General features: G+C 67.8%; 23 protein-coding genes. 16 read left to right on the top strand and 7 right to left on the bottom strand.

Annotated elements, in window-relative coordinates; all coding sequences use genetic code 11:
• Positions 1 to 5 precede the first annotated feature (5 nt).
• From WH5701_RS09810 to WH5701_RS09795, 4 genes are all read left to right on the top strand, one after another.
• The gene (locus tag WH5701_RS09810) at positions 6 to 1,247 is read left to right on the top strand and encodes a SufD family Fe-S cluster assembly protein (protein ID WP_232201822.1); all 1,242 of its coding nucleotides are present in this window, start codon (positions 6 to 8) and stop codon (positions 1,245 to 1,247) included.
• A gap of 68 nt (positions 1,248 to 1,315) precedes the next feature.
• Complete coding sequence (locus WH5701_RS09805) at positions 1,316 to 2,584, top strand: SufS family cysteine desulfurase (RefSeq protein ID WP_037980890.1); 1,269 nt, start codon at positions 1,316 to 1,318, stop codon at positions 2,582 to 2,584.
• A 15-nt stretch (positions 2,585 to 2,599) separates the two neighbouring features.
• Positions 2,600 to 2,995: a L,D-transpeptidase gene (locus WH5701_RS09800; RefSeq protein ID WP_006172092.1), complete on the top strand. Its 396-nt coding sequence runs from the start codon at positions 2,600 to 2,602 to the stop codon at positions 2,993 to 2,995.
• A 220-nt stretch (positions 2,996 to 3,215) separates the two neighbouring features.
• The gene (locus WH5701_RS09795; protein ID WP_232201821.1) at positions 3,216 to 3,503 is read left to right on the top strand and encodes a hypothetical protein; all 288 of its coding nucleotides are present in this window, start codon (positions 3,216 to 3,218) and stop codon (positions 3,501 to 3,503) included.
• 6 nt (positions 3,504 to 3,509) lie between these two features.
• On the opposite strand, the gene WH5701_RS09790 is transcribed toward WH5701_RS09795, so the two are convergent.
• Both WH5701_RS09790 and WH5701_RS09780 read right to left on the bottom strand, forming a co-directional pair.
• Positions 3,510 to 4,241 carry a class I SAM-dependent methyltransferase gene (locus WH5701_RS09790; protein WP_006172090.1) on the bottom strand — a complete coding sequence of 244 codons (732 nt, stop codon included), beginning with the start codon at positions 4,239 to 4,241 and terminating at the stop codon, positions 3,510 to 3,512.
• Between the two features lie 379 nt (positions 4,242 to 4,620).
• A complete protein-coding gene (locus WH5701_RS09780; protein ID WP_006172088.1) occupies positions 4,621 to 5,370 on the bottom strand; it encodes an SIMPL domain-containing protein in 750 nt (249 codons plus the stop codon).
• Positions 5,371 to 5,522: 152 nt separating this feature from the next.
• Here WH5701_RS09780 and WH5701_RS09775 point away from each other — a divergent pair, with 152 nt between their 5' ends.
• From WH5701_RS09775 to WH5701_RS15765, 5 genes are all read left to right on the top strand, one after another.
• On the top strand, positions 5,523 to 5,948 hold the full coding sequence (locus WH5701_RS09775) for a hypothetical protein (RefSeq protein ID WP_006172087.1): 426 nt from the start codon (positions 5,523 to 5,525) through the stop codon (positions 5,946 to 5,948).
• 12 nt (positions 5,949 to 5,960) lie between these two features.
• Positions 5,961 to 6,539, top strand: coding sequence for a hypothetical protein (locus tag WH5701_RS09770; RefSeq protein ID WP_198005164.1), 579 nt, complete (start codon positions 5,961 to 5,963; stop codon positions 6,537 to 6,539).
• 143 nt (positions 6,540 to 6,682) lie between these two features.
• On the top strand, positions 6,683 to 7,090 hold the full coding sequence (locus WH5701_RS09765) for a hypothetical protein (protein WP_006172085.1): 408 nt from the start codon (positions 6,683 to 6,685) through the stop codon (positions 7,088 to 7,090).
• Position 7,091: 1 nt separating this feature from the next.
• Positions 7,092 to 8,333 (top strand): cation:proton antiporter, encoded by a 1,242-nt coding sequence (locus WH5701_RS15770; protein ID WP_006172084.1) that lies wholly within the window; start codon positions 7,092 to 7,094, stop codon positions 8,331 to 8,333.
• On the top strand, positions 8,285 to 9,061 hold the full coding sequence (locus tag WH5701_RS15765) for a potassium channel protein (RefSeq protein WP_006172083.1): 777 nt from the start codon (positions 8,285 to 8,287) through the stop codon (positions 9,059 to 9,061). The genes WH5701_RS15770 and WH5701_RS15765 overlap by 49 nt, the downstream gene beginning before the upstream one ends.
• A 17-nt stretch (positions 9,062 to 9,078) precedes the next feature.
• Here the strand turns inward: WH5701_RS15765 and WH5701_RS09755 are convergent, their stop codons facing one another.
• Positions 9,079 to 9,450 carry a VOC family protein gene (locus tag WH5701_RS09755; RefSeq protein WP_006172082.1) on the bottom strand — a complete coding sequence of 124 codons (372 nt, stop codon included), beginning with the start codon at positions 9,448 to 9,450 and terminating at the stop codon, positions 9,079 to 9,081.
• Between the two features lie 122 nt (positions 9,451 to 9,572).
• Between WH5701_RS09755 and mtnA the strand changes: the two genes are divergently transcribed.
• Positions 9,573 to 10,727 (top strand): S-methyl-5-thioribose-1-phosphate isomerase, encoded by a 1,155-nt coding sequence (gene mtnA / locus WH5701_RS09750; RefSeq protein ID WP_006172081.1) that lies wholly within the window; start codon positions 9,573 to 9,575, stop codon positions 10,725 to 10,727.
• Here the strand turns inward: mtnA and corA are convergent.
• On the bottom strand, positions 10,692 to 11,792 hold the full coding sequence (gene corA, locus WH5701_RS09745; protein WP_006172080.1) for a magnesium/cobalt transporter CorA: 1,101 nt from the start codon (positions 11,790 to 11,792) through the stop codon (positions 10,692 to 10,694). The two genes, mtnA and corA, sit on opposite strands and share 36 nt — an antisense overlap.
• Positions 11,793 to 11,893: 101 nt before the next feature.
• Between corA and WH5701_RS09740 the strand changes: the two genes are divergently transcribed.
• Entirely contained in the window at positions 11,894 to 13,975 is a 2,082-nt protein-coding gene (locus WH5701_RS09740) for a bifunctional aldolase/short-chain dehydrogenase (protein WP_006172079.1), read from the top strand.
• Between the two features lie 5 nt (positions 13,976 to 13,980).
• On the opposite strand, the gene WH5701_RS09735 is transcribed toward WH5701_RS09740, so the two are convergent.
• Together WH5701_RS09735 and WH5701_RS09730 are read right to left on the bottom strand one after the other, a co-directional pair.
• The gene (locus WH5701_RS09735) at positions 13,981 to 15,408 is read right to left on the bottom strand and encodes a sodium/glutamate symporter (protein WP_006172078.1); all 1,428 of its coding nucleotides are present in this window, start codon (positions 15,406 to 15,408) and stop codon (positions 13,981 to 13,983) included.
• Positions 15,408 to 17,330, bottom strand: coding sequence for a prolyl oligopeptidase family serine peptidase (locus WH5701_RS09730; RefSeq protein ID WP_006172077.1), 1,923 nt, complete (start codon positions 17,328 to 17,330; stop codon positions 15,408 to 15,410). Before WH5701_RS09730 ends, WH5701_RS09735 begins: the two co-directional genes overlap by 1 nt.
• 103 nt (positions 17,331 to 17,433) lie before the next feature.
• Here WH5701_RS09730 and def point away from each other — a divergent pair, with 103 nt between their 5' ends.
• Genes def through rpsU form a run of 4 tightly spaced genes read left to right on the top strand, consistent with a single transcriptional unit; the run spans position 17,434 to position 19,291 of the window.
• A complete protein-coding gene (gene def / locus WH5701_RS09725; RefSeq protein WP_006172076.1) occupies positions 17,434 to 18,039 on the top strand; it encodes a peptide deformylase in 606 nt (201 codons plus the stop codon).
• Between the two features lie 6 nt (positions 18,040 to 18,045).
• A complete protein-coding gene (locus WH5701_RS09720) occupies positions 18,046 to 18,243 on the top strand; it encodes a hypothetical protein (RefSeq protein WP_006172075.1) in 198 nt (65 codons plus the stop codon).
• Positions 18,244 to 18,303: 60 nt separating this feature from the next.
• Positions 18,304 to 19,062, top strand: coding sequence for a DUF3747 domain-containing protein (locus WH5701_RS09715; protein WP_006172074.1), 759 nt, complete (start codon positions 18,304 to 18,306; stop codon positions 19,060 to 19,062).
• Positions 19,063 to 19,120: 58 nt separating this feature from the next.
• Positions 19,121 to 19,291 (top strand): 30S ribosomal protein S21, encoded by a 171-nt coding sequence (gene rpsU / locus WH5701_RS09710; protein ID WP_006172073.1) that lies wholly within the window; start codon positions 19,121 to 19,123, stop codon positions 19,289 to 19,291.
• Positions 19,292 to 19,388: 97 nt separating this feature from the next.
• On the opposite strand, the gene WH5701_RS09705 is transcribed toward rpsU, so the two are convergent.
• Entirely contained in the window at positions 19,389 to 20,948 is a 1,560-nt protein-coding gene (locus tag WH5701_RS09705; RefSeq protein WP_006172072.1) for a YifB family Mg chelatase-like AAA ATPase, read from the bottom strand.
• A 78-nt stretch (positions 20,949 to 21,026) separates the two neighbouring features.
• On the opposite strand from WH5701_RS09705, the gene WH5701_RS09700 reads away from it, so the two are divergent.
• A complete protein-coding gene (locus tag WH5701_RS09700; protein WP_006172071.1) occupies positions 21,027 to 21,371 on the top strand; it encodes a histidine triad nucleotide-binding protein in 345 nt (114 codons plus the stop codon).
• Positions 21,372 to 21,392 lie beyond the last annotated feature (21 nt).

Genomic DNA, 21,392 nt, shown 5'->3' with positions numbered 1-21,392 from the left:
CTGCGATGTCCAACTCCGCTGCGGTGGACGCCTCCACCTGGGTCACCACGTTCCTGGACCGCTTGCCTGCCCCTGCCGGTGAGCTCGAAGCGGTGCAATGGCGCGGCCGGGAGGCCCTCTCCCGCCAGCCGCTGCCCTCCCGCCGCCAGGAAGAGTGGCGCTTCACCGACCTCGCCCCGCTCACGGCCCTGGCCCCAGTCCCCGCGCCGGCCAGCGAGCATGGTGCCTGGCCCGAACCCGCCGAAGGTGTGCTTCGCCTCTGGCTCGATGCCCCAGGCGATCCTCTGGCTGGCCAGAGCCTGCCGGCTGGACTGTCGCCCCTCAGCGCGGATGAGGTGCAGCAAGCCCTGGGTCACACCCTGGCCGCCTGCAACTGTGAACAAGACTGGCCCGTGGAGTTGAACCAGGCCAGCGCCAGCCGGGTGCTGGCCCTGAGGGTGAGCGGTGCAGTGACCCCAACCCTTGAGCTGGTGAGTCAAGCTGCCGGAGACAGCGTGCTGCGACCCGTGCGGGTGTTGCTGCTGCTGGAGGAGAAGGCCAGTCTGGAGGTGCTCCAGGTGCAGCTCGGTTCAGGCAGCAGCCTCTCGAGCCTGGTGATCGAAGCCCATCTGGGTCGCGAATCAACGCTGCGCCATGGTCTGCTGGCCCTGGGTGAGGGCCCGGCCTGCTTCCTCGGCCAGCTGGCGGTGGAGCAGGAGCCCCGCAGCCAGCTGGAGTCGGTGTGGGCGAGCCATGGCTGGGCGCTCTCGCGCTTTGAGCCTCGGGTGGTGCAGGTGGACGGCGAAGCCACCACCAGCCTCAAGGCCCTTCAGCTGGCCGATGGCCAGCAGCTGGCGGACACCCACAGCCGCGTGGAATTCCGTGGACCCGAAGGCCAGCTCGATCAACTGCACAAAGCCATCGCCGATGACCGTGGCCGCAGTGTGTTCAACGGGGCGGTGAAGGTGCCCCGGGCCGCCCAGCGCACCAATGCTTCCCAGCTCAGCCGCAACCTGTTGCTCTCCAACCAGGCCCGGATCGACACCAAACCCGAGCTGGAGATCGTGGCCGACGACGTGCGCTGCGCCCATGGCGCCACCGTGAGCCGGCTCCAGACCGATGAACTCTTTTATCTGCAGAGCCGGGGCCTTTCGGCGGCGGTGGCCGCCGGCCTACTCAAGCGCGGCTTCTGCGAAGAGGTGCTGCGGGCGCTGCCCGCGGCGGCGGCTGCCTGGAGGCCGCTGCAGCGAATGCTGGGGGAGGGCTGATCACGATGCCGTTCACCACCTCCGCTCCTGTGTCCACTCCCGCCGAGCTGCTGACATCCGACCCTCAGATGGAGCCTGCCCCCCAGACCGGCCCCGAGAATCTGGCGGCTCTCACCCGCGCTGATTTCCCTCTGCTGGCGGATCAGGCCTGCCTGGGTCAGCCCCTGATCTACCTCGATCACGCCGCCACCAGCCAGAAACCTCGGGCGGTGCTTGACGCCTTGCAGCGCTACTACCGCCACGACAACGCCAACGTGCACCGGGGCGCTCACCAGCTCAGCGCCCGCGCCACCGATGCCTTCGAGGGTGCCCGCGACAAAACCGCCCGGTTTGTGGGTGCGGCCACACCGCGGGAGATCGTGTTCACCCGCAACGCCACCGAGGCGATCAACCTGGTGGCCCGCAGCTGGGGTGATGCCTTCCTGCGCCCTGGCGATGAGATCGTGCTCACGGTCATGGAGCACCACAGCAACCTGGTGCCCTGGCAGCAGCTGGCCGAGCGCACAGGGGCCCGCTTGCGCCATGCCGGCCTCACCGCCAGCGGTGAACTGGATCTGGAGGATCTGCGCGATCAGATCAGTGAGCGCACCCGGCTGGTGAGCGTGGTGCAGATCAGCAACACCCTGGGCTGCCACAACCCGATCGGCGCGATCGCGGAGCTCACCCATGCCGCCGGTGCCCTGCTGCTGGTGGACGCCTGCCAGAGCCTGCCGCACCTGCCGGTGAACGTGCAGGCTCTGGGCGCCGATTTCCTGGTGGGGTCCTCCCACAAGCTCTGCGGCCCCACGGGCATGGGCTTCCTCTGGGCACGGGAGGCGTTGCTGGAGGCGATGCCGCCGTTCCTGGGCGGCGGCGAGATGATCCAGGACGTCTACCTGGATCACAGCACCTGGGCGGAGCTGCCCCACAAGTTTGAGGCGGGAACGCCGGCCATCGGCGAGGCCGTGGGCATGGGTGCGGCCATCGATTACCTCAATGCCCTGGGGCTCGATCGCATCCACGCCTGGGAGCAGCGTCTCACCGCCCATCTGTTCGAGCGACTTCAGGCAATCGAGGGCCTCAGGGTGCTGGGCCCTACCCCTCAGCAACAGCCCGAGCGGGGCGCCCTGGCCGCCTTCGTGGTGGAGGGGCTCCACGCCAACGACATCTCCGCTTTGCTGGATGCCAGCGGCATCTGCATCCGCAGCGGGCACCACTGCACCCAGCCCCTGCATCGCCACTACGGCATCAGCGGTTCAGCGCGCGCCAGCCTCAGCTTCACCACAACGATCGAGGAGATCGACCGCTTTGCCGAGGAACTGGCGAGCAGTGTGGCCTTCCTGCGGGAGCACGGCTGAGCAGGGGGTTCCCTGATGCTGGAGCTCGTGGCGGCGTTGCTGATCGATCTCTCCGAGCAGAAGCTTTACGCCTATGACGATCAGCAGCGCTTGCTCTATGCCGCCCTGGTCTCCACGGGCCTCCCTGTGACGCCGACCCCCACGGGGCGGTTTCAGATCGGCAGCAAGTACAGCGAAACGACGCTGGTGGGGCCCGATTACCGCATCCCCGCGGTGCCGAACGTGATGTGTCTCAGCGGTGTCGGCCTGGCTCCGGATCGTCTCTGCCTGCATCCGGCACCCTGGCAGGAGCGGGCCGGGGAGTGCTTCGGCGTGGCCCGCAGCCACGGCTGCATCCGCACCACGAGCGCCACGGCCCGCTGGCTGTTTCCGCGCACGGCCGTGGGCACACCGGTGGAGATTCGGCCCTGAGCAGCGCTCAGCCCCACATGAGGGAGCACGGCTGGAGCGGGAACTCTGAGTTTGCGGAATGTTGGCATCACGCTTGAGACCCTCAGCCTCTCGATGGAGGCTGGTTTAATGGGGTGCGGCCTGGATTCCGTGAGCAGCCTTATCACTGCCTCGGCAGTCTTCGATCACTGAATTAAGACGCATGGGTTTTCATCCAACGGTGATGCTCCTGATTGGAGGAGTGATTCTCACCATCGGTGATCTCGCCATCAAGACCTGGATCATCAAGGAGAATCGACCGGCCTTCTGGCTGGGCATGATGATTTATATGGCGGGCATGGCCATCCTTGCCCATGCCTTTCGCTACAGAAACATTGCTACAGCATCGATCATCTGCGTGGTTTTCAATGTGATCACGCTGATTCTCGCAACAAGGCTGATCTACGGCGAGAGCATCAGCAAGCAGCAGTATGTGGGAATGGGGGTGGGGGTGTTGGCGATCATCATCCTGGAATCCGATCAGGCCTGAGTTGATTCAGAGGGGTGTGAGCCTGGCCAGGGCTTCAGCCCGGTGCTGTCCGCGCCAGAGCCACTGCCAGGCCCAGCCACAGGCTTTGGCCGTTGACTCAATGGCCGCGGCGTCGGCTGGAAAATCGAACTGGCTGAGGTGATCGATCACCCTCTGGCCCTCTGCGGGGGGGATTGAAGTCCAGTCCTTGCGGATCCGCTGCACGTAGCGCTGCAGGTAGCTGTCGCGGCTTTCACCAGGATCCCGGAACACATCGGCCCAGAGCAGCATCCCGTCGGGGGCCAGTCGAGAGCGCGCTCCCGAAAGGAACTGGCTCTTCTCGTCGGTGTTGAGGTGATGCACCGCGAAGGAGCTGTGGATCAGGTCCACCGGACGGGCGGGGGTGGAGCCGGGATCGCCGGAGACGGGTTGTTCGAGCGCCCAGGTGAGCAGATCCTGCTCGCGCCAGGCGCAGGGGTAGGGCACCCCCTGCAGCTGCGCGGCGGCGCGGGGCAGCACGGGGGCGGAGAGATCAAGCCCGAGGTAGGAGCCCAGGGGTAAGCGGCGCAGCAGCGGTGCCAGCAGGGCGAGATCCCCGCAGCCCAGATCCACCATGTGGGGCGGTGACGATCCTTCTGGCCGCGCAGCCAGCCAGCCCTCGATCGCCGCTGCGGTGGCCGCCGAGAGCGCCTGATGCTCCATCAGGTCGTGGTCGACCACCCGACGGTAGGTGCTCCATTGACGGTCGAAGAAGTCCATTCCTGGGGCTGGGCAGCCGGGTGCGGCCTGAAGCCGATTGTGCGCTGAGCGTAGGCGGCTTGTCGTGGGAACTCGTCACGCATGTTGCCCAACCCCTCTGCATGGCCAGTGAAGCCCGTTCCCCCGGATTGATCCAGTGCTACCGGGAGGAGCTGCAGGTGCTCCATCGGTCCCTGGATGGAGGCCCGACGGGCGCCTCCAGAAGACGACAACATCCGGTTGACTTTCCTTGTCTCCGATGGTCTCTACTTCGGCGAAGGCCCGATGACGGTCATGCAGCGAGAGCCGTTGGCCGCACCCATCCTTCAAACAGCGACAGAGCTCCTGCAGGCTGTGGTCGCCACTGGGGCGACGTGACGCCTGACCCCCTGCCGGTCCCTCAGTCCACCCGGAAGGTCACACCCATCACGGCGGTGATGTCCTTCTCGATCGTGGTGGTGTCGTAGGAACCGTAGCTGCTCATCTCGGTGGAGTTGGGCACGGTGATCTGGAAGGAGCCGGTGTCGGCCTGGGTGATCACGCCGATGCGGGAGCCGGCCTGGCGAGCGATCTCGCGGGCGCGTTGCCTGGCATCACGGGTGGCCTTGGCGAGCATGTCCACACGCTTTTCGGAGAGTTTGGTGTAGGTGTAGGCCGGATCGTTGATGGTGAGAGGCACCCCCTGGCCCACCAGCTCACCGATCTGCTGGGCCACCGCGGCCACCTTGTCCACCTCAGGGCTGCTGATGCGGATCTGCTGGCGGGTAGTGAAGGTGGTGGATTGCAGCTCACCGGTGCGGGAGTCGCGCACCTCCGACTTGTCTGACTTGATCGGATTGCGGCTGATGGTATCGGCGGGGATGCCCTGCTGCCGCAAAAAGTCGATGGTGCGCTGCACCTCCGGCTGCAGCTCCTGATAAGAGGCCTGCAGGGTCGGTGCGCTCCGGGCCACCTCCACGGTCCAGTCCACGAAGTCGCTGCTGATGCGCTCGGTGCTGGAACCGGTCACGGTGATGGTGTCGTTGCCGCGGCGGATGCCCTTCACGAGCACGCTGCTGGCCACCACCAGACCCGTGGCCAGTACCGCCATGGCAAACACAAGCGGTGGCGTGCGGCGCAGGCTGGTCACAAGCGGGGAGAGTGGACCCATGGCCCCCGGGGGTGGCTGAGCGGTTTGTGCAGTCTGGATGGGTGCCGGCGGCGGCGCCACGCGGCTGCATGCACCGTCAACATCAAGTCAGTCAGGCCGACTGATCTTCTTCGCGGCACGGCAGAGTTTCAGCGTCAGACCCAGGGGCGAGTATGCCAAAGGTCATTCAGGCAGGTCTCGCTTATGGCGCCATCGTTCTCGGCGCCGGGTTCCTGCTCGGTCTGGTCAGGGTTCCCCTCCTGGTCCCTCGCATCGGTGAACGATGGGCGGAACTTTTGGAGATGCCGATCATGGCTGTGGTCATCTATCTGGCCGCCGGGCACATACTTCGCCGCTTTCCTGACATCTGCTCGCCGGTCCGCTCGCTGATCACTGGCGGCCTGGCCCTCGCTCTGGTGATTGCCGCGGAGTTGACCCTTGCCGTAGTCCTTCAGCAACGGTCCATCGCGCAGTTCATCATCAGCCGAGATCAGGTCTCAGGCTCGGTCTACATGGTCATGCTGCTCATCTTTGCTGCCATGCCAAGGCTTCGTCTTCCCAGGCATCGGGCCTTCGCCAGCCAGGACCATGGGGCCTGATCCCTGGCGCCGATGAATCCTCGTGAATCTCCCCGGTCCCAGTTGGCCATTGCGGTGGGCATCGCCGCTCTTGTCGCCCCTGCGCTGCACGTGATCACGGACATCCTGGAGTGGCGCCACGGCGGTTTCTCGACAGCCCAGCTCTGGCTCAACTACGTCGCCTTCCTGCCGATGCCCTGGTTGCTTCTCGGGCTCCATGCCGTGTGTGAGCCGCGGCAGAACCTGCTTGGCCTGATCGGTGCAGGTCTCTATGGAGTCGCTTTCACCTACTTTGCCCATACAACTCTGTATTCCCTCGCTGAGGGAATTCCCACCTACGAGGCCTTGTGGTCTCGTCTGGGCACTCTCTACACGGTCCACGGCGCCGTCATGGTGCTCGGAGGTTTTCTGTTCGTCTGGTCGGCACTGCTTGCAGGCTGGCGGCCCAGGTGGCCCCTGTTGCTGTTTGCCTCGGGTCTTGTTCTGAATCTGCTGCTGGCGCTCATTCCCTCTCCCGAAGTCCTTCAAACGATCGGCAGTGCGCTCCAAAATTGTGGACTGATGGCCATGGGATGTGCACTCCTGGTCCGGCAGCGGCCAGGTGCAGCCTGACCCTTCCATCCCCATCCAGACAACGGGACCCGACAGGTCCGGTCCCGACTTTCCGGCGGCACGCTCATCGGACACCAGCCAGCGATCGTCTCAGGGCTCCCAGCTCAGCCCCGGTAACCTGAAGCCTCGCCCGGGCATCGCCCATGGCTGCATTCAGGCCCCTCCCTGCCCTGGCCCTGGCGGGCGGCCTTGTTCTGCTCCTGATCACAGCGCGGCACATCTGGAACTCACCCGCCTGGCGGCTGGAGAGGCTGCGGCAGGAGGTGGCCTCGAAGGGAGGTCGCGTGTTCCAGACCACTCTCAACGGCCAGGAGATGGCCTTTCTGCTTCAGGATTGCAAGCTCTACAAGCTTGAGGTCAGCCGCCGAAGTCTCCGCCGGGAGCTGGTGCTCAAGCCCGACTTTTACCCCATCGCGTTCTGCTTCAAGCAGACCATCGAGCGCAAGGGAGACACTCTGGAGGTGTACCTGCTGATGCAGGCCCTGGGCGCCGGCGGTGGCAACCAGGGAGGCGGAACCTACCGCAGCACCGATGGCCGCACATGGCAGTGACATGACATCCCTTCTGCTCGACATTGTCGTGATCTTCACGATGTCGGCCGTGGCGGTGGTGCTCTGTCACCGCTTCAGCATTCCCAGCTCGATCGGCCTGCTGCTGGCGGGTGTACTCGCCGGGCCGGATCTGTTCCGGCTGGTGCAGAACGTCCACGAGATCGAACTGCTGGCCGAGATCGGCGTGGTGCTGCTGCTGTTCGTGATCGGGCTGGAGATCTCCCTGGCGGACGTGGCGCGTCTGAGCCGTCATTTCCTCATCGGCGGCTCCCTGCAGTTCTTCGGCACCGCAGCCCTGGTGGGGGCGATCTGCATGGGGCTGGGGCTCTCCCCAGGACAGGGGGTGTATGTGGGCTTCGTGGTGGCGCTCTCCAGCACGGCCATCGTGCTGCGCATGCTGCAGGAGCGAGCCGAACTGGAAACACCGCATGGGCGCACCACTCTGGCAATCCTGATCTATCAGGATGTGGGTGTTGTTCCGGTGATGCTGATCGCTCCCCTGCTCGCTGGGGTGGGGTCGGCGTCGGGAGGAGGGACGATCGCGGCCCTGCTGGGAAGGATCGCCCTCGTGGCCCTCGTGGCGTGGCTGGCCTGGCGCTGGATCGTGCCCTGGCTGCTGGAGCGCATCACCCGCACCCGCAGTTCGGAGGCCTTTTTGCTCGGTGTGTTCAGCCTTTGTGTGGGCATCGCGATGATGACCCAGTCGCTGGGGTTGTCACTGGCGCTGGGTGCTTTTCTGGCGGGCTTCATTCTCTCGGAGTCGGAGTATTCCCATCAGGCGGTGGCGGTGATGCTGCCCTTCCGCGATGTGTTGATGAGCCTGTTCTTCGTGTCGATCGGCATGCTGCTCGACATCCAGTTCATGCTCGCCCACCCGCTCTCGCTGCTGCTGCTCACCCTGGGGGTGGTGCTGGTCAAACCCCTGGTGGCCGCCGGCTCGGCCCTGGTGGTGGGCCTGCCCCTGGGAGGGTCGGTGCTCACCGGCCTGGCGCTCGCCCAGGTGGGTGAATTCTCCCTGGTGGCCACCAAGGCCGGCGTGAGCACCGGCCTGCTCGGTCCCGACATCTTCCAGACCGTTCTGGATGTGGCCGTGCTGAGCATGATGCTCACCCCGGCCCTGGTGGCCTGTGGTCCAGGCCTGGCCGCCTGGGTGGCCACCACCCCCCCCTGCGGCGGCTGGAGCGCCGCCGCCTGGTGCCGGTCAGCTCCGGCAGCACCGATGGCCTCAGCGGTCACATCCTGATCGTGGGCTTCGGGGTCACCGGCGCCAACCTGGCCCGCACGGCCCGGCGCTGCGACATCCCCTATGCCGTGCTGGATGTGAACGCCGCGATCGTGCGCGATGCCCTCAGCGCCGGTGAGCCGATTCACTACGGCGATGCCAGCCAGGAGCCGATCCTGCGCCTGGTGCATGCCGATCGGGCCCGCGCCATCGTGGTGGTGATCGATGATCCCGCCGGTGCCCGGCGCGTCGTGGAACTGGCGCGCCGCTTTGCTCCCGATGCCTTCATCCTGGTGCGCAGCCGCTATCTGCGCGAGGTGGAAACCCTGCTGGCGCTGGGAGCCGATGAGGTGATCGCCGATGAACTCGAGGTGTCGATCGAGGTGTTCTCCCGTGTGCTGGCGCGGATGCTCGTGCCCCGCGACGACATCAAGCGTCTGATCGCTGAAGTGCGCGGCGGCTGGCGCCAGATGGCCCGCAGCCTCTCGCCGGAGTCCACGGCCGTGAGTGACCTGCGCGTCGCCGTTCCCCACCTCACCACCCACTCCCTGCGCCTGGCCGAGCAGTCACCGCTGGTGGGCCACACCATCGCCAGCTGCGGTCTGCGCGCGGAGCACAACGTCACGATCCTGGCGATCACCCGTTCTGGGGAACCCATCACGCATCCCCACGGCCACACCCGCCTGCTGGCGGGCGACATCCTCTTCGTGATCGGCCCCGAGGCCTGGGATCCACTCAGCGTGCGCTGAAGACGCGCCAGCAGGCATCAACGCATGGAATGCAATCCGATCGGATTGCCCTCCGTGTCGAGCACCACCGAGATGAAGCCGAACTCGCCGATCGCCATCTTCGGGCGGCAGACCTGGCCGCCGGCCGGCACGACGCGGCTTTCCTCAATGGCGCAGTCCTCGCAGCTGAAGTACACCATCGTTCCGCCCTTGCCGGGCTCGCAGCCGGCCATGCGCATCAGCGCGCCGCCGGCGCCCACCTGGGAGGTGTCCATCGGGAAGCACCAGTAGTCCATCTCGGGATTGGAGAGGTCCTGGAACTCCACCTGGAACACCGCGGCGTAGAAGGCCTTGGCCCGCTCGATGTCGCTCACGTTGAGCTCGAACCAGGTGACGGGATTGCTCGGCATGGTGCCTCGCGGCGAGGTCCGGTTCAGCTTAGGAACCAGTCCTGGACCCGCTGCTCCCGGGTCGGTGCCAGCGCCCTGTGGTTTGTCAGCATGGGCCGGCGACACGTGGCACGCGGCATCGGATGAACATCGACGGCAAGGCCTGGCGCACGATCTGGCTCGAGGACGGCGGCCGCTCGGTGGGGGTGATCGATCAGACCCGCTTGCCCCACAGCTTCAGCACCCGCTCGCTTGCCACGCTCGATCAGGCCGCCGAGGCGATCACCACCATGGTGGTGCGCGGCGCCCCCCTGATCGGTGTCACCGGCGCCTACGGCCTGATGCTCGCCCTGCAGGCCGATCCGGGGGATGCCTCCCTGGTGGCGGCCTTCGAGCGGCTCAACGCCACCCGCCCCACCGCGATCAACCTGCGCTGGGCCCTGGAGCGGGTGCGTGACCGGGTGACGCCGCTGCCTGTGGCCGAGCGCGCCGCCGCGGCGGCGGCGGAGGCGGCCGTCATCGCCGATGAGGATGTGGCCATGTGCGCGGCGATCGGCGATCACGGACTGGAGCTCTTGAGGCGGCTGGCGGCTGAGCGGCCTCCCGAGCGGCGGCAGGAACCCCTGAATGTGCTCACCCACTGCAACGCCGGCTGGCTGGCCACCGTCGACTGGGGCACCGCCCTGGCGCCGATCTACAAGGCTCACCGCGCCGGGCTGCCTATCCATGTCTGGGTGGATGAAACACGCCCCCGCAACCAGGGCGCCAGCCTCACCGCCTTTGAGCTTGGTCGTGAAGGGGTGCCCCACACCGTCATCGTCGACAACGCCGGCGGTCACCTGATGCAGCACGGCCTGGTGGATGCGGTGATCGTGGGCACCGACCGCACCACCCGCACGGGGGATGTCTGCAACAAGATCGGCACCTACCTCAAGGCCCTGGCCGCCCACGACAACGGCGTGCCCTTCTACGTGGCGCTGCCCGCCTCCACCATCGACTGGACCCTCGCCGATGGTGTGGCCGGGATCCCGATCGAGGCCCGCTCCCCCGAGGAGGTGACTCACATCCAGGGGCTGGCCCTGACCGGCTCCGCAGCGGGTGAGGTCGCCCTGGTGCAGCTGCCCCCCCAGGGGAGCAGAGGCTTCAACCCTGCCTTCGATGTCACCCCGGCGCGGCTGGTCACGGCCCTGATCACCGAGCGAGGGGTGGCACCGGCCAGCGAAGCGGGATTGCGGAGCCTCTATGGACCGCTGGCCCCGGGCTCAGAGCCAGCGGCGGCGGCGGAAGTAGAGCGCTAGACCCGCGCCGATCAGCACCATCAGCCCCAGTGTGGCCTGATAGCCGAGCCGCCAGCGCAGCTCCGGCATGTTCTCGAAGTTCATGCCGTAGACGCCCGCGATGAAGGTGAGCGGGATGAAGATCGACGAGATGATCGTGAGCGTCTTCATGACTTCGTTCATGCGGTTGCTGAGACTGGAGAGGTAGGTGTCGTGCATGCCGCCGAGGATGTCCCGGTAGGTTTCCACCATGTCGATCACCTGAATGGTGTGGTCGTAGAGATCGCGCCAGTACACCCGGGTGCTGTTGGTCAGCACCGGTGAGGATCCCTTCTCGATCGCACTGATCACTTCACGGCAGGGCCATGCCGCCTTGCGCAGCGTCAGCACGTCGCGCTTGAGATAATGGATGTCCTGGATGTCATCAGGGCTTGGGTCTTCGAGAATCTTGTCATCGATCTCCTCGATGTGATCACCGATCTGCTCGATGGCCTGGAAGTAGTGATCCACCACCGTGTCCATCATTGCGTAGGCGAGGTAGTCGGCCTTCAGCTGCCGGATTCGGCCCTTGCCCTTCCTGATTCTTGCACGCAGGGAATCGAAGACATCTCCCTCATCCTCCAGGAAGGAGAGCACCACATTCTCGGCCACGATCAGGCTGAGGTGCTCGATGCTGATCGAGGCGCTGCTGCGCTCGAACTCCATCATCTTCATCACGATCAGCAGGTAGTGACCGAACTCCTCCAGCTTGGGGCGCTGGCTGGTATTCACCAGATCTTCCAGCGTCATCGGGTGGAGGCCAAAGTGTTCTCCCAGTCTTTCGATCAAGCCCACGTCGTGGATGCCGTTGACGTTGATCCAGGTCACGCTGTTCTCAGCCAGGGCCTGCTCGAAGCACTGGCTCAGTTCCACATCCTGGGTTTCACTCAGCTGCTCGGCGTTGTAATCGAAGATGTCGACACGGGCGCGTTCACACTTGCGCTCGCCGACGAACACCATCGTTCCCGGCGCCATCCCGGCTTTGCTGCCCTCGCCGCTGAGCGTGCGTGCCTGGCGGCGCCGACCGGACCTGCTGGATCGCCCCATGGCCGTGGCGGTTGGCGCCGGCTCAATGGCCTTGATGCTGGCACGGGTCCTGCTGCTGCGCCCTTCCCTAGCCTCCTGGCCAATTGCCGCCACTCCGCCGGATGCCGAGTCAGAACCGCTGGTCGCAGGCCGAGGCCGAGGCCGCTGTGGCCCGCTACGGCGCCGAGGGCATCAGCAAAGACCTGGCCCTGCGCACCTACAGCGCCCGCCTGCTCGGCGCTGACCCCGATCTGGTGCTGCACGGGGGCGGCAACACGTCGGTGAAAACCACGGTCACGGGCCTGCTGGGGGAGACCATTCCGGTGCTGTGCGTCAAAGGCAGCGGCTGGGACCTGGCCACGATCGAACCCCCCGGTCACCCCGCCGTGAGACTTGAGCCGCTGCAGGCGCTGCGGGCCCTCACGAGCCTCAGCGACGAAGACATGGTGGCGGCCCAGCGCCGCAACCTGATCGACCCATCGGCCCCCAACCCTTCGGTGGAGGCCCTCCTCCACGCCTTTCTGCCCCACAAGTTCGTCGATCACACCCATTCGATCGCTCTTCTGGCCCTGGCCGATCAACCCGACGCGGCGGCGATCTGCCGCGAGCTCTACGGCAATCGGGTTGCCCTCGTTCCCTATGTGATGCCTGGCTTCGCCCTGGCCCTGGCGGCGGCTGAGGCCTTTGAAGCGGCCGAAAAGCGCGCCAGGGCCGCAGGGGTGGAGCTGGAAGGGATGGTGCTGCTCCAGCACGGGCTGTTCTCCTTCGGGGCCACGGCCGAGCAGAGCTACGGTCGGATGCTGGCTCTGGTGGGGGAGGCCGAGGCGCGCCTGGCCCGGCTGAGCGCCCAGGCCCAGCCGCGGCCCATGCCGGAGCCCCCCATTCCTGCGGCGGCTGTGCTGCCGGTGCTGCGCGGATTGTTCAGCCGAGGCGCCGAGGCCGAAGGCGCCCCCCGCCGCTGGCTGCTTGATCTGCGAGCTTCGGAGCCCGCCCTGGCGGTGGTCAACGATCAGCGCCTGCCCGAGTGGGCTGGCCGCGGCGTGGCCACCCCCGACCACGTGATCCGCACCAAGGCCCAGCCCCTGGTGCTGCCGCCCGCCTGCGGCGATCTGGCCACCTGGACGGCGGCCGCCGCCACGGCGCTTGAGGTCTTCATTGCTGCCTACAAGACCTACGTGGCCCGCCAGAACGCTCGGGTCGGCGGCGGGCGCACGCCGTTGGATCCCCTGCCGCGGGTGCTGGCGTTGCCGGGCCTGGGGCTGGTGGGCCTGGGCCGCTCGGCCCAGGAGGCCGCCGTCACCGCCGACATCGCCGAAGCCTGGGCCCGCACCCTGCTCGCTGCGGAGGCCCTGGGCCGCTTCCAGCCCGTGGGCGAAGACGACACCTTCGACATGGAGTACTGGAGCCTGGAGCAGGCCAAGCTCGGTAAGGCCAAAGAGCTGCCCCTGGCCCGCCGGGTGGTGCTGGTGACGGGAGGCGCCGGAGCGATCGGTGCCGCCACTGCCCGCGCCTTCGCCCAGCGGGGCGCCGATGTGGCGGTGCTCGATTGCCAGGGGGAGCAGGCCATGGCGGTGGCCGCCGCCTGCGGGCGCCGCGCCCTGGGTCTGGCCTGCGATCTCACCGATCCCCAGGCGGTGCGCCAGGCGCTGGCGGCGGTGGCGGGCCACTTCGGTGGCCTCGACATCGTGGTCAGTAATGCCGGTGCCGCCTGGAGTGGTGCCATCGCCGAGCTCAGCGACGCTGACCTGCGCTCCAGTTTCGAGCTCAACCTCTTCGCCCACCAGAGCGTCGCCCAGGCGGCGATGGCCATCTTCCGCGCCCAGGGCATGGGCGGTCAGCTGCTCTTCAACGTGAGCAAGCAGGCGCTCAACCCCGGGCCCGGTTTCGGCGCCTATGGCATCGCCAAGGCGGCTCTGCTGGCCCTGATGCGCCAGTACGCCCTCGAGGGCGGCCGCGAAGGGGTGCGTGCCAACGCGATCAATGCCGATCGCATCCGCTCCGGCCTGCTCGATGAGGGCATGATCCAGAAACGCTCCGCCGCCCGGGGAGTCAGCGAGGAGGCTTACATGGCCGGCAACCTGCTGGGCCAGGAGGTGCGGGCCAGTGATGTGGCCGAGGCCTTTGTGGCCCTGGCCCTGATGGAGCGCACCACGGGCGCGGTCCTCACCGTTGATGGAGGCAACGTGGCGGCGATGGTGCGCTGAGGGTCTCAGGCGGGGGTGCGGGAGCTGGCCATCAGGGCCAGGCCCAGACCGCCCCAGACCAGCACCAGCGCCAGGCAGAGCCCGGTCCAGGCCGGCAGCCCCCAGCTGCTCACCGCCAGCGGCGCCACCACCGTGATCACTCCGCCGGCCACGATCGGCTGCAACAGCAGTTGTTTGATCGAAAACGGCTGCAGGGCCTCGCTGCGATCCAGTGGATCAGCCATGCGCAGCAGCAGCAGGCCGCTGGCCGCCACGCCCGTGGCCTGGCCGAACTCGATGATCGCCCGCTCGAACCAGGCCGAGGGCAGGATGCGCGGGGCCAGCAGCAGCAGCACCCCCAGGTTCCAGGCCAGCCCGGTCAGGGCCAGGGCCGTGAGTGACATCCAGTCGTGGGCCAGCAGGGTCAGATCGAGGCAGGCGGTGGCTGCTGTGATCAGCAGATCGGCCGACACCGTGCCCAGGCGGTTCTGCACCCGGGTCGAGACCCAGTGGTCTTTGCCGGAACGCTCCAGCAGCCAGCGCACCAGCAGCGATCCCACCAGGGCCAGGGGGAACACCGGGAACACATCGATCACCTTCGCCAGCCCTCCGCCGACGTGGTCGGCCACCAGGCGCAGGCCAGCCAGAGCCACCACGCCGATGGCCACGGCGAGTCCCGTCAGGGCCAGGTTCAGGGCCAGAGCCGAAAACCTCAGCTCCGGCGGAGGGGGCAGCGGCGGCTCAGCCTGGGCGGCGATCGCCTCCGCCTGCTCGGGCGTGATGCCCTCCTCCGGCTCCGGGGGGTTCGCCACCCCTGAAGCGATTGTGGAGCCCCCCATCAGCCAGCCCCGGCTGCGGGCCAGCAGCACCACCAATCCACCCACCACCGTGGAGATCAGCAATCCCACGGTGGCCATGGCCAGACCCAGGGCCTCGCCGCCTTCAAAGCCCAGGCTGGCGTAACTGGCGCCCATGGCGGCGGCCGATCCGTGCCCCCCCTCATAGGCCACCTCGATCAGGCAGGCCATCAGGGGATGGACCCCCAGAAATGGCTGCAGCACCAGCATCACCACCAGGCCACCCACCATGTACTGACCGAAAGCCAGGGTGAGGGCCAGCAGCACCTGGGCCGACAGTGGCCTCCAGAGTCCGGCCAGCTTGGGCAGCGGTTTGGCCAGCAGCAACGTGGCGAACACCAGGGTGAGCAGCACCATCGGCAGCTGGTCCCAGATGTCGATCACGGGTTGGCTGAGCAGGGGCACCAGCCCCGCCGGTGCCACCAGCAGGCCCAGCACTCCGGCCAGCAGGGCCTCGGGAATGCCCCAGTGGCGAAGTCCCAGCACATCACCGAGGCTTCGGCCCACCACCAGCACCAGGCCCAGAGCCACCAGCGCCACGGCGGGGGTCTCGACGGCCTCCACCAGAATCCTGACGCTGACTGGGATGAAGGGCATCAAAGGGCGAGGTGCTTGCGGAAGAAGGCTTCCGTGGACTCCAGTACCTCAATCTGTACGGCGCCGCTGCGGAATCCGTGCCCTTCAGCGGCAAATCGATGCAGCTCCACCGGAATCCGGTTGGCGGCGAGCGCCGCGACGATCCGCTCGGTCTGCTGCGGGGGCACCACCTGGTCCTGGAGACCCTGGAAGAAAATCACCGGGCAGCGGATCCTGTCCGCGTGGTGCAGCGGGGAGCGGGCCTCATAGATCGCCCGCTCTTCCGGCCATGACCCCACGAGGCCGTCCAGGTAGCGGGCCTCGAAGCGGTGACTGCTGTCGGCCAGGCCGGCGAGGTCGGCCACGGCATAGCGGCAGGCGCCCACACGGAACACATCGCTGAAGCAGAGGGCGGCCAGCACGGTGAAACCACCGGCGCTGCCCCCCTCGATCGCGATCCGCTCAGGGCTGGCGCGGCCCGCTGCCACCAGGGCGCGGGCCGCTGCGGCGCAGTCGGCCACATCCACCACACCCCAGAGCCCGTTGAGCCGTTCGCGGTAGGCCCGCCCGAAGCCCGTGGAGCCGCCGTAGTTCACATCCACCACGCCCCAGCCCCGGCTGGTCCAGTACTGGATTGCCGGATTGAGGCCGGTGCGGGCCATGGCCGTGGGTCCGCTGTGACCTTTCACCAGCAGCGGCGCGTCGGCGCTGCCTCCCCCCTGAGGGGGGTGATACCAGGCGTGGGTGGGTCGGTCGCCGTAGCCCTCGAACCAGAGCGCCTCTGCCGGCTGCCCGCGGTCCGCCGGCTGGGCCGGAGCCGCCGACAGGCACTGAGCCGCCGGCACACCCGCCAGGTCGGCGGCCTCCTGGTGCCGCCAGCGGCCGCTGGCCAGCTCAAGGCTGAGCAGGCCCGCCTCGGTGCTGCCGTTGGCGGCCACGGCCACCAGCTGGCCGTCCTCGGCCCAGAGCCCCTCGAGATCATCGAAGGGGCAGGGAATCGGCTCCCAGCACGCCGGGGCCGGCTCCTTTCCGCCGGCTGGGTTCTGGACGTTGAGCAGCACGCGGCCCAGCTGCCAGCGGCCCTGCACGCAGGCCGCCGCCACCAGCTGGTGGCCATCCCAGGCGGTGGTGCGCATCCCGTACACCCACTGCGGCATGGCGAACTCCGCCTCCATCGGCAGCAGCCACTGCCATGGCCCAGTGCCAGCGGCGTCCAGCCGCTCCAGGTTCCACCAGCCGTGGCGGTCGTTGGCCACCACCAGCTCCCCGTTCGCCAGCCACAGGGGCTGGAAGACCGAGCACGCCGCCGGCTGCTCCGCAGCACCGGAGCCGGCGATCAGTCGCGCCGGGCCCAGTCCTCCTCCAGGCAACACGTCCGCCAGCCAGAGCTGGCTGCGGTCCCAGGGCATGTGCGGCTGTTGCCACTCCACCCAGGCGAGCCGGCCGCCATCGGGGCTGAGCACGGCATAGCCGCAGAAGTCGAGGGCCTGGCGCAGCAGCTGCGGTTCACCCCCCTCCAGGGGCACGGCCACCAGCTGATCAAGTCCGCGGGCCTCCATCACCCCGATCCAGCGCCGCCGCCGCCCATCGATCAGCCCATCGGCGAAGGCGCGCTCCCCCGGCTCGGTGAGCCGCATGGGCGCCGCCCCCGGCTGGTCGGTCTCAAGCCGCCAGAGGCAGCGATCACGATCGTTCACCACCACCACCAGCTCTCCTGCGCTGGGTCCGGCTGTTTCCCGGTCCACCGCCACCACGCCGCCGCCGTATTCATGGACGCGGCTGCGCAGGTTCCACTCGCCTGGGGTGAGCTCGATCGCCTCGGCTGAGGGAGAGGGTCTCATCATCAAGGTGGTGCGCCCCTGCTCGGCGGGGCGTTGCTCCAGCCAGAACAGCCGGCCTCGGTGCAGCTGGGGTTCCTTGATCCGGGGCGTGCGTCCCACCACTGCCGACGCCGCCAGGGGGCGGCCCTGCCTGGCGCCTGAACCCTGGCTTGAACCATGCCCCACCAGCGGCTCCTACAATCGGTCCATCGTTTCAGGTGACGCTTTGGCCAGCAGCTTCGCCAAAATGGCCCGCCAGGCGGAGCAGAGCAGCCGCACGGTCCAGGTTCCCAAGCAGGTGCTCGACGCTCCCCCACTCACGATCCACAGGCTGGGGGATCAGGTGCTGCGTCAGTCCGCCAAGCGCATCAGCAAGGTGGATGAATCGGTGCGCGAGCTGGCCCGCAACATGCTGCGCAGCATGTACAGCGCGCATGGCATCGGCCTGGCGGCACCCCAGGTGGGCGTGCACAAACAAGTGCTGGTGATCGACCTCGATCCGGAGAACCCGGCCACGCCGCCGATGGTGTTGGTGAACCCGGAAATCAACGCCACCAGCGCTGCGCTCAACACCTACGAGGAGGGCTGCCTGAGCATTCCCGGGGTGTATCTCTCCGTGGTGCGCCCGAGCGAGGCGGAGGTCAGTTACCGGGATGAGCAGGGCCGCCCTCGCCGCATCAAGGCCGATGGCCTGCTCGCCCGCTGCATCCTCCACGAGATGGACCATCTCAAGGGGGTTCTCTTCGTTGATCTAGTCAGCGATGAGCTCAGCCTCAACGAGGAGCTCAAGGATCACGGGTTCCGCCGTGATGATGTCCACTCACAGCGCTGATTTCCCATGCCGATGCAACCCCTTGCCGGGGTCTTTCTCGGACTGGCCTGCCTGCTTGGCATCGCCGCCACAGGTTCCGTCTTTGAGCTCTCCTATGGCGAGCCAGACCTGGGTGTGCTCACCACCCGGCTGATCCTGGCGGCCTGCCTGCCAGGCACGGTGATCAGCCTGCTGGTCGCAATTCGTCTCAACAAGGCCAGCTGAGCCCCCCTGGCGTCGCGGGATCTCACTTCTACGATCGGGCTCACCTTGTCTCGTTCACCGATGCGCGTCGCGCCACTGCCGCTCCTCCTGCGATCGCTCAGCGCACTGGTGCCCTCCCTGCCGGCCCTGCTGGTGCTGGGCTTCGCTGCCGCCGGCCCCGTTGCGGCCCAGGGAGCTCTGTTCAGTGCCCGTGACGTGGATCAGTCGAAGTTCGTCCTGGTGGCGGCGCCGATCGGCGATGGCCTGCGTGCCCAGCTGAATATCTACGAACAGGTGAGTGACCGCCGCCCCTGCTTCTCCACCAGCGGTTCATCCCCGACCCGGGTGGAGCCCCTGCTGGGCAGCTTCGATTTCACCAGGATCTGCTCCCGCTACATGGATGCCAACGGCTACTCGCTGCGGGTGGGCGGCAGCGATCTGGGCACCGTGTACCGGCTGAGCGTGGTGCGGCAGGGCAGCGACAACATTCTGCTGGCGGCACCGGGCCGCAACCAGGCGGGTCCCGAGGTGGTCGTGGCCCGGACCCAGGGCCAAAGCGATGGCTTCCTGCTGTTCGTTCCCGAACCGGGCTGGAAGCTGATGCGCCGCCACTTCGGCGACCGCGCCCTCGGCCACCTCTACCTCTACCGGGACACCTGGCCGGGCCAGGAGGCTGTCCAGCCCGAGGCTCAGGCCCCAGCCGGCGCCACTCCCTCCAGCCTGGCTCCCGCAACCGATCCGCCTGCTGTCGGTTCTCCTGCAACCGATCCTTCTGCTTCTGTCGCGCCCGCATCTCCGCTGGCCCCTTCCCCGATCCCCAGCACCCAGGCCCAGCCGTGATTGGGGGCCGATGAGCCGATTGCTACATTGACGTTCAATTAGCCCCACTGCGTGGTTCATGACCCAGGTCACCGTCGGCGAAAACGAAGGCATCGAATCGGCCCTGCGCCGCTTCAAGCGGCAGGTGTCCAAAGCCGGCATCTTCGCCGACCTCAAGCGCCTGCGTCACCACGAGACGCCCACCGAGAAGTACAAGCGCAAGGCCCAGCAGCGTCGTCGTCGTCGCTGATCAACTGCGGCCGAGGCTGATCCGGGGTTGATCAGCTCTGGTGCACCCCCTGAGTGGGCTCACCCTCTTGGGGCTCGGCTTCATCCAGCCCAGCGTTTTAGACAGATAGCTCCCTGCCGATCTGGTCGAACGATCGGTACGACAAGGCCTCCCCCAGGTGCTGAGCGCTCACGCGCTTGGTTCCCTCCAGATCAGCCAGGGTGAGGGCCACCCGCAGCAGCCGCTCTCCAGCCCGGGCACTCAGGCCCCGCTGGGTGATGGCCTGTTGCCAGAGCTGAAGCGACCCGGTGCTGAGCGTCACCAGAGTCCTGAGACTCGAGCCCGGCAGCTGTCCATTGGGTTGACCACCTGGATTGCGCCGCGCCATTCTCTGCCGCGCCCTCAGGACCCTCGCCGCCACCACTGCCGAATTCTCGGTCCGCTCCTGTCGCCCGGTCGCCGGTCCTGCTCCCAGGCCGTAGCTGCGCGCCAGGGCGCCGGGTTCGAGCCGCCCCATCACCACCTGCAGATCGAGGCGATCAAGCAGGGGGCCCGAGAGCCGAGACCAGTAGCGCCGCTGCAACGCCTCACCGCAGCCACAGGTCCGCTCCGGATCGCCGAACCAGCCGCAGGGACAAGGGTTCGTGGCCGCGACCAATGCGGCGCGGCAGGGGAAGCGGCTCTGCTGGCGTGAGCGGCTGATCCACACCTCTCCCTCCTCCAGGGGTTGGCGCATCTGCTCGAGCACCTCGCGCCGAAATTCCGCCAGTTCATCGAGGAAGAGCACGCCGTGGTGGGCCAGCGACAGCTCCCCTGGTCTCGGTGTGGCGCCACCGCCCACCAGGGCCGTGGCCGTGCAGCTGTGGTGGGGCGCCCGAAAGGGCCTTGAGCCGATCAGAGCTCCACCCTCCGGCAGCAGTCCGGCTACCGAATAGAGCTGAGTGAGCTCCAGGGCCTCATGGCGGGGCAGGGGCGGCAGCAGACCAGCCAGGCGCCGCGCCAGCATGGTTTTGCCGCTGCCCGGTGGGCCCACCAGCAGCAGGTGGTGACCTCCGGCCGCGGCGATCTCCAGGGCCCGGCGGCCGTGGGCCTGACCGATCACCTCGGCAAGGTCGGGCTGGGCCGCCCCCGGCTGCACCAGGGCGGGGGCCGGGGCCGGAACGTCCCCTGGATCCGCCAGCCAGACCATCAGCTGCGCCAGATCAGCCGCCGGCCACACCGCCAGCTCCGACACCAGCGCCGCCTCGCCGGCATTGGCCCGGGGCACCACCAGAGCCCTGGCCCCGGCCCGCCTGGCGGCCAGGGCCAGGGCCATCACCCCCCGCACCGGCCGCAGGCTGCCGTCGAGGCCCAGCTCTCCGGCGCTCCAGATCCCCTTCATTCGCTCGGGCGGAAGCTGGCCCGAGGCCAGCAGCAGCCCCAGGGCGATCGGCAGATCGAAGGCCGGCCCTTCCTTGCGCAGATCCGCCGGGGCCAGGCTCACGATCACCCGGGTGAGGGGCATGCGGAAGCCGCTGTTACGCAGGGCGGCCCGAACCCGCTCACGGGACTCGCGCACGGCCGCTTCCGCCAGACCCACGATCTGAAGTCCGGGCAGACCGGGGGCGATGTCCACCTCCACCGCCACCTCCCTGGCCTCCAGGCCCTGCAGGGCGGCGCTGCTGCAGCGTGCCAACATCGGCGCTCAGGCGTCGGACACCCAGTCAGTGCCCCGCCTGTCTCACCCCATCCGTTGCCGGGTTCCGGCGGAGGCCCCATGGCCGAGAGCGAGACGATCTTCGCGCGCATCCTGCGGGGTGAGATTCCCTGCGATCAGGTCCACGCCGATGAGCTGTGCCTGGCCTTCCGCGACATCCAGCCCCAGGCGCCTGTGCACGTGCTGGTGATCCCGCGGGAACCCCTGGTGAACCTGGCCGACGCCGAGCCACGCCATCAGGCCCTGCTGGGCCACCTGCTGCTGGTGGCGGCTCAGGTGGCGAAGCAGGAGGGCCTGAGCAGCTGGCGCACGGTGATCAACAACGGTGCTGAGGCGGGCCAGACGGTCTTTCACCTGCATGTGCACGTGATCGGTGGCCGGCCCCTGCTCTGGCCCCCCGGCTGACCCTCGCCAGCGGCGACAATG

The sequence above is a fragment of the Synechococcus sp. WH 5701 genome, from assembly GCF_000153045.1.
Lineage (GTDB): Bacteria > Cyanobacteriota > Cyanobacteriia > PCC-6307 > Cyanobiaceae > Regnicoccus_A > Regnicoccus_A antarcticus.
This window is presented reverse-complemented; position numbering and strand designations above follow the sequence as displayed.

Coding starts and splice junctions, on each gene's coding strand:
- WH5701_RS09755 (WP_006172082.1), bottom strand. CDS start 9,450: ATGCCGAGCAATCCCGTCACCTGGTTCGAGCTCAACGTGAGCGACATC.
- WH5701_RS09770 (WP_198005164.1), top strand. CDS start 5,961: ATGAATCCTCGTGAATCTCCCCGGTCCCAGTTGGCCATTGCGGTGGGC.
- WH5701_RS09810 (WP_232201822.1), top strand. CDS start 6: ATGTCCAACTCCGCTGCGGTGGACGCCTCCACCTGGGTCACCACGTTC.
- WH5701_RS09700 (WP_006172071.1), top strand. CDS start 21,027: ATGGCCGAGAGCGAGACGATCTTCGCGCGCATCCTGCGGGGTGAGATT.
- rpsU (WP_006172073.1), top strand. CDS start 19,121: ATGACCCAGGTCACCGTCGGCGAAAACGAAGGCATCGAATCGGCCCTG.
- WH5701_RS09780 (WP_006172088.1), bottom strand. CDS start 5,370: ATGGGTCCACTCTCCCCGCTTGTGACCAGCCTGCGCCGCACGCCACCG.
- WH5701_RS09765 (WP_006172085.1), top strand. CDS start 6,683: ATGGCTGCATTCAGGCCCCTCCCTGCCCTGGCCCTGGCGGGCGGCCTT.
- corA (WP_006172080.1), bottom strand. CDS start 11,792: ATGGGGCGATCCAGCAGGTCCGGTCGGCGCCGCCAGGCACGCACGCTC.
- WH5701_RS09705 (WP_006172072.1), bottom strand. CDS start 20,948: ATGTTGGCACGCTGCAGCAGCGCCGCCCTGCAGGGCCTGGAGGCCAGG.
- WH5701_RS09775 (WP_006172087.1), top strand. CDS start 5,523: ATGCCAAAGGTCATTCAGGCAGGTCTCGCTTATGGCGCCATCGTTCTC.
- WH5701_RS15770 (WP_006172084.1), top strand. CDS start 7,092: ATGACATCCCTTCTGCTCGACATTGTCGTGATCTTCACGATGTCGGCC.
- WH5701_RS09720 (WP_006172075.1), top strand. CDS start 18,046: ATGCCGATGCAACCCCTTGCCGGGGTCTTTCTCGGACTGGCCTGCCTG.
- WH5701_RS09740 (WP_006172079.1), top strand. CDS start 11,894: ATGCCGAGTCAGAACCGCTGGTCGCAGGCCGAGGCCGAGGCCGCTGTG.
- WH5701_RS09790 (WP_006172090.1), bottom strand. CDS start 4,241: ATGGACTTCTTCGACCGTCAATGGAGCACCTACCGTCGGGTGGTCGAC.
- WH5701_RS09735 (WP_006172078.1), bottom strand. CDS start 15,408: ATGCCCTTCATCCCAGTCAGCGTCAGGATTCTGGTGGAGGCCGTCGAG.
- mtnA (WP_006172081.1), top strand. CDS start 9,573: ATGAACATCGACGGCAAGGCCTGGCGCACGATCTGGCTCGAGGACGGC.
- WH5701_RS09805 (WP_037980890.1), top strand. CDS start 1,316: ATGGAGCCTGCCCCCCAGACCGGCCCCGAGAATCTGGCGGCTCTCACC.
- WH5701_RS09800 (WP_006172092.1), top strand. CDS start 2,600: ATGCTGGAGCTCGTGGCGGCGTTGCTGATCGATCTCTCCGAGCAGAAG.
- WH5701_RS09715 (WP_006172074.1), top strand. CDS start 18,304: ATGCGCGTCGCGCCACTGCCGCTCCTCCTGCGATCGCTCAGCGCACTG.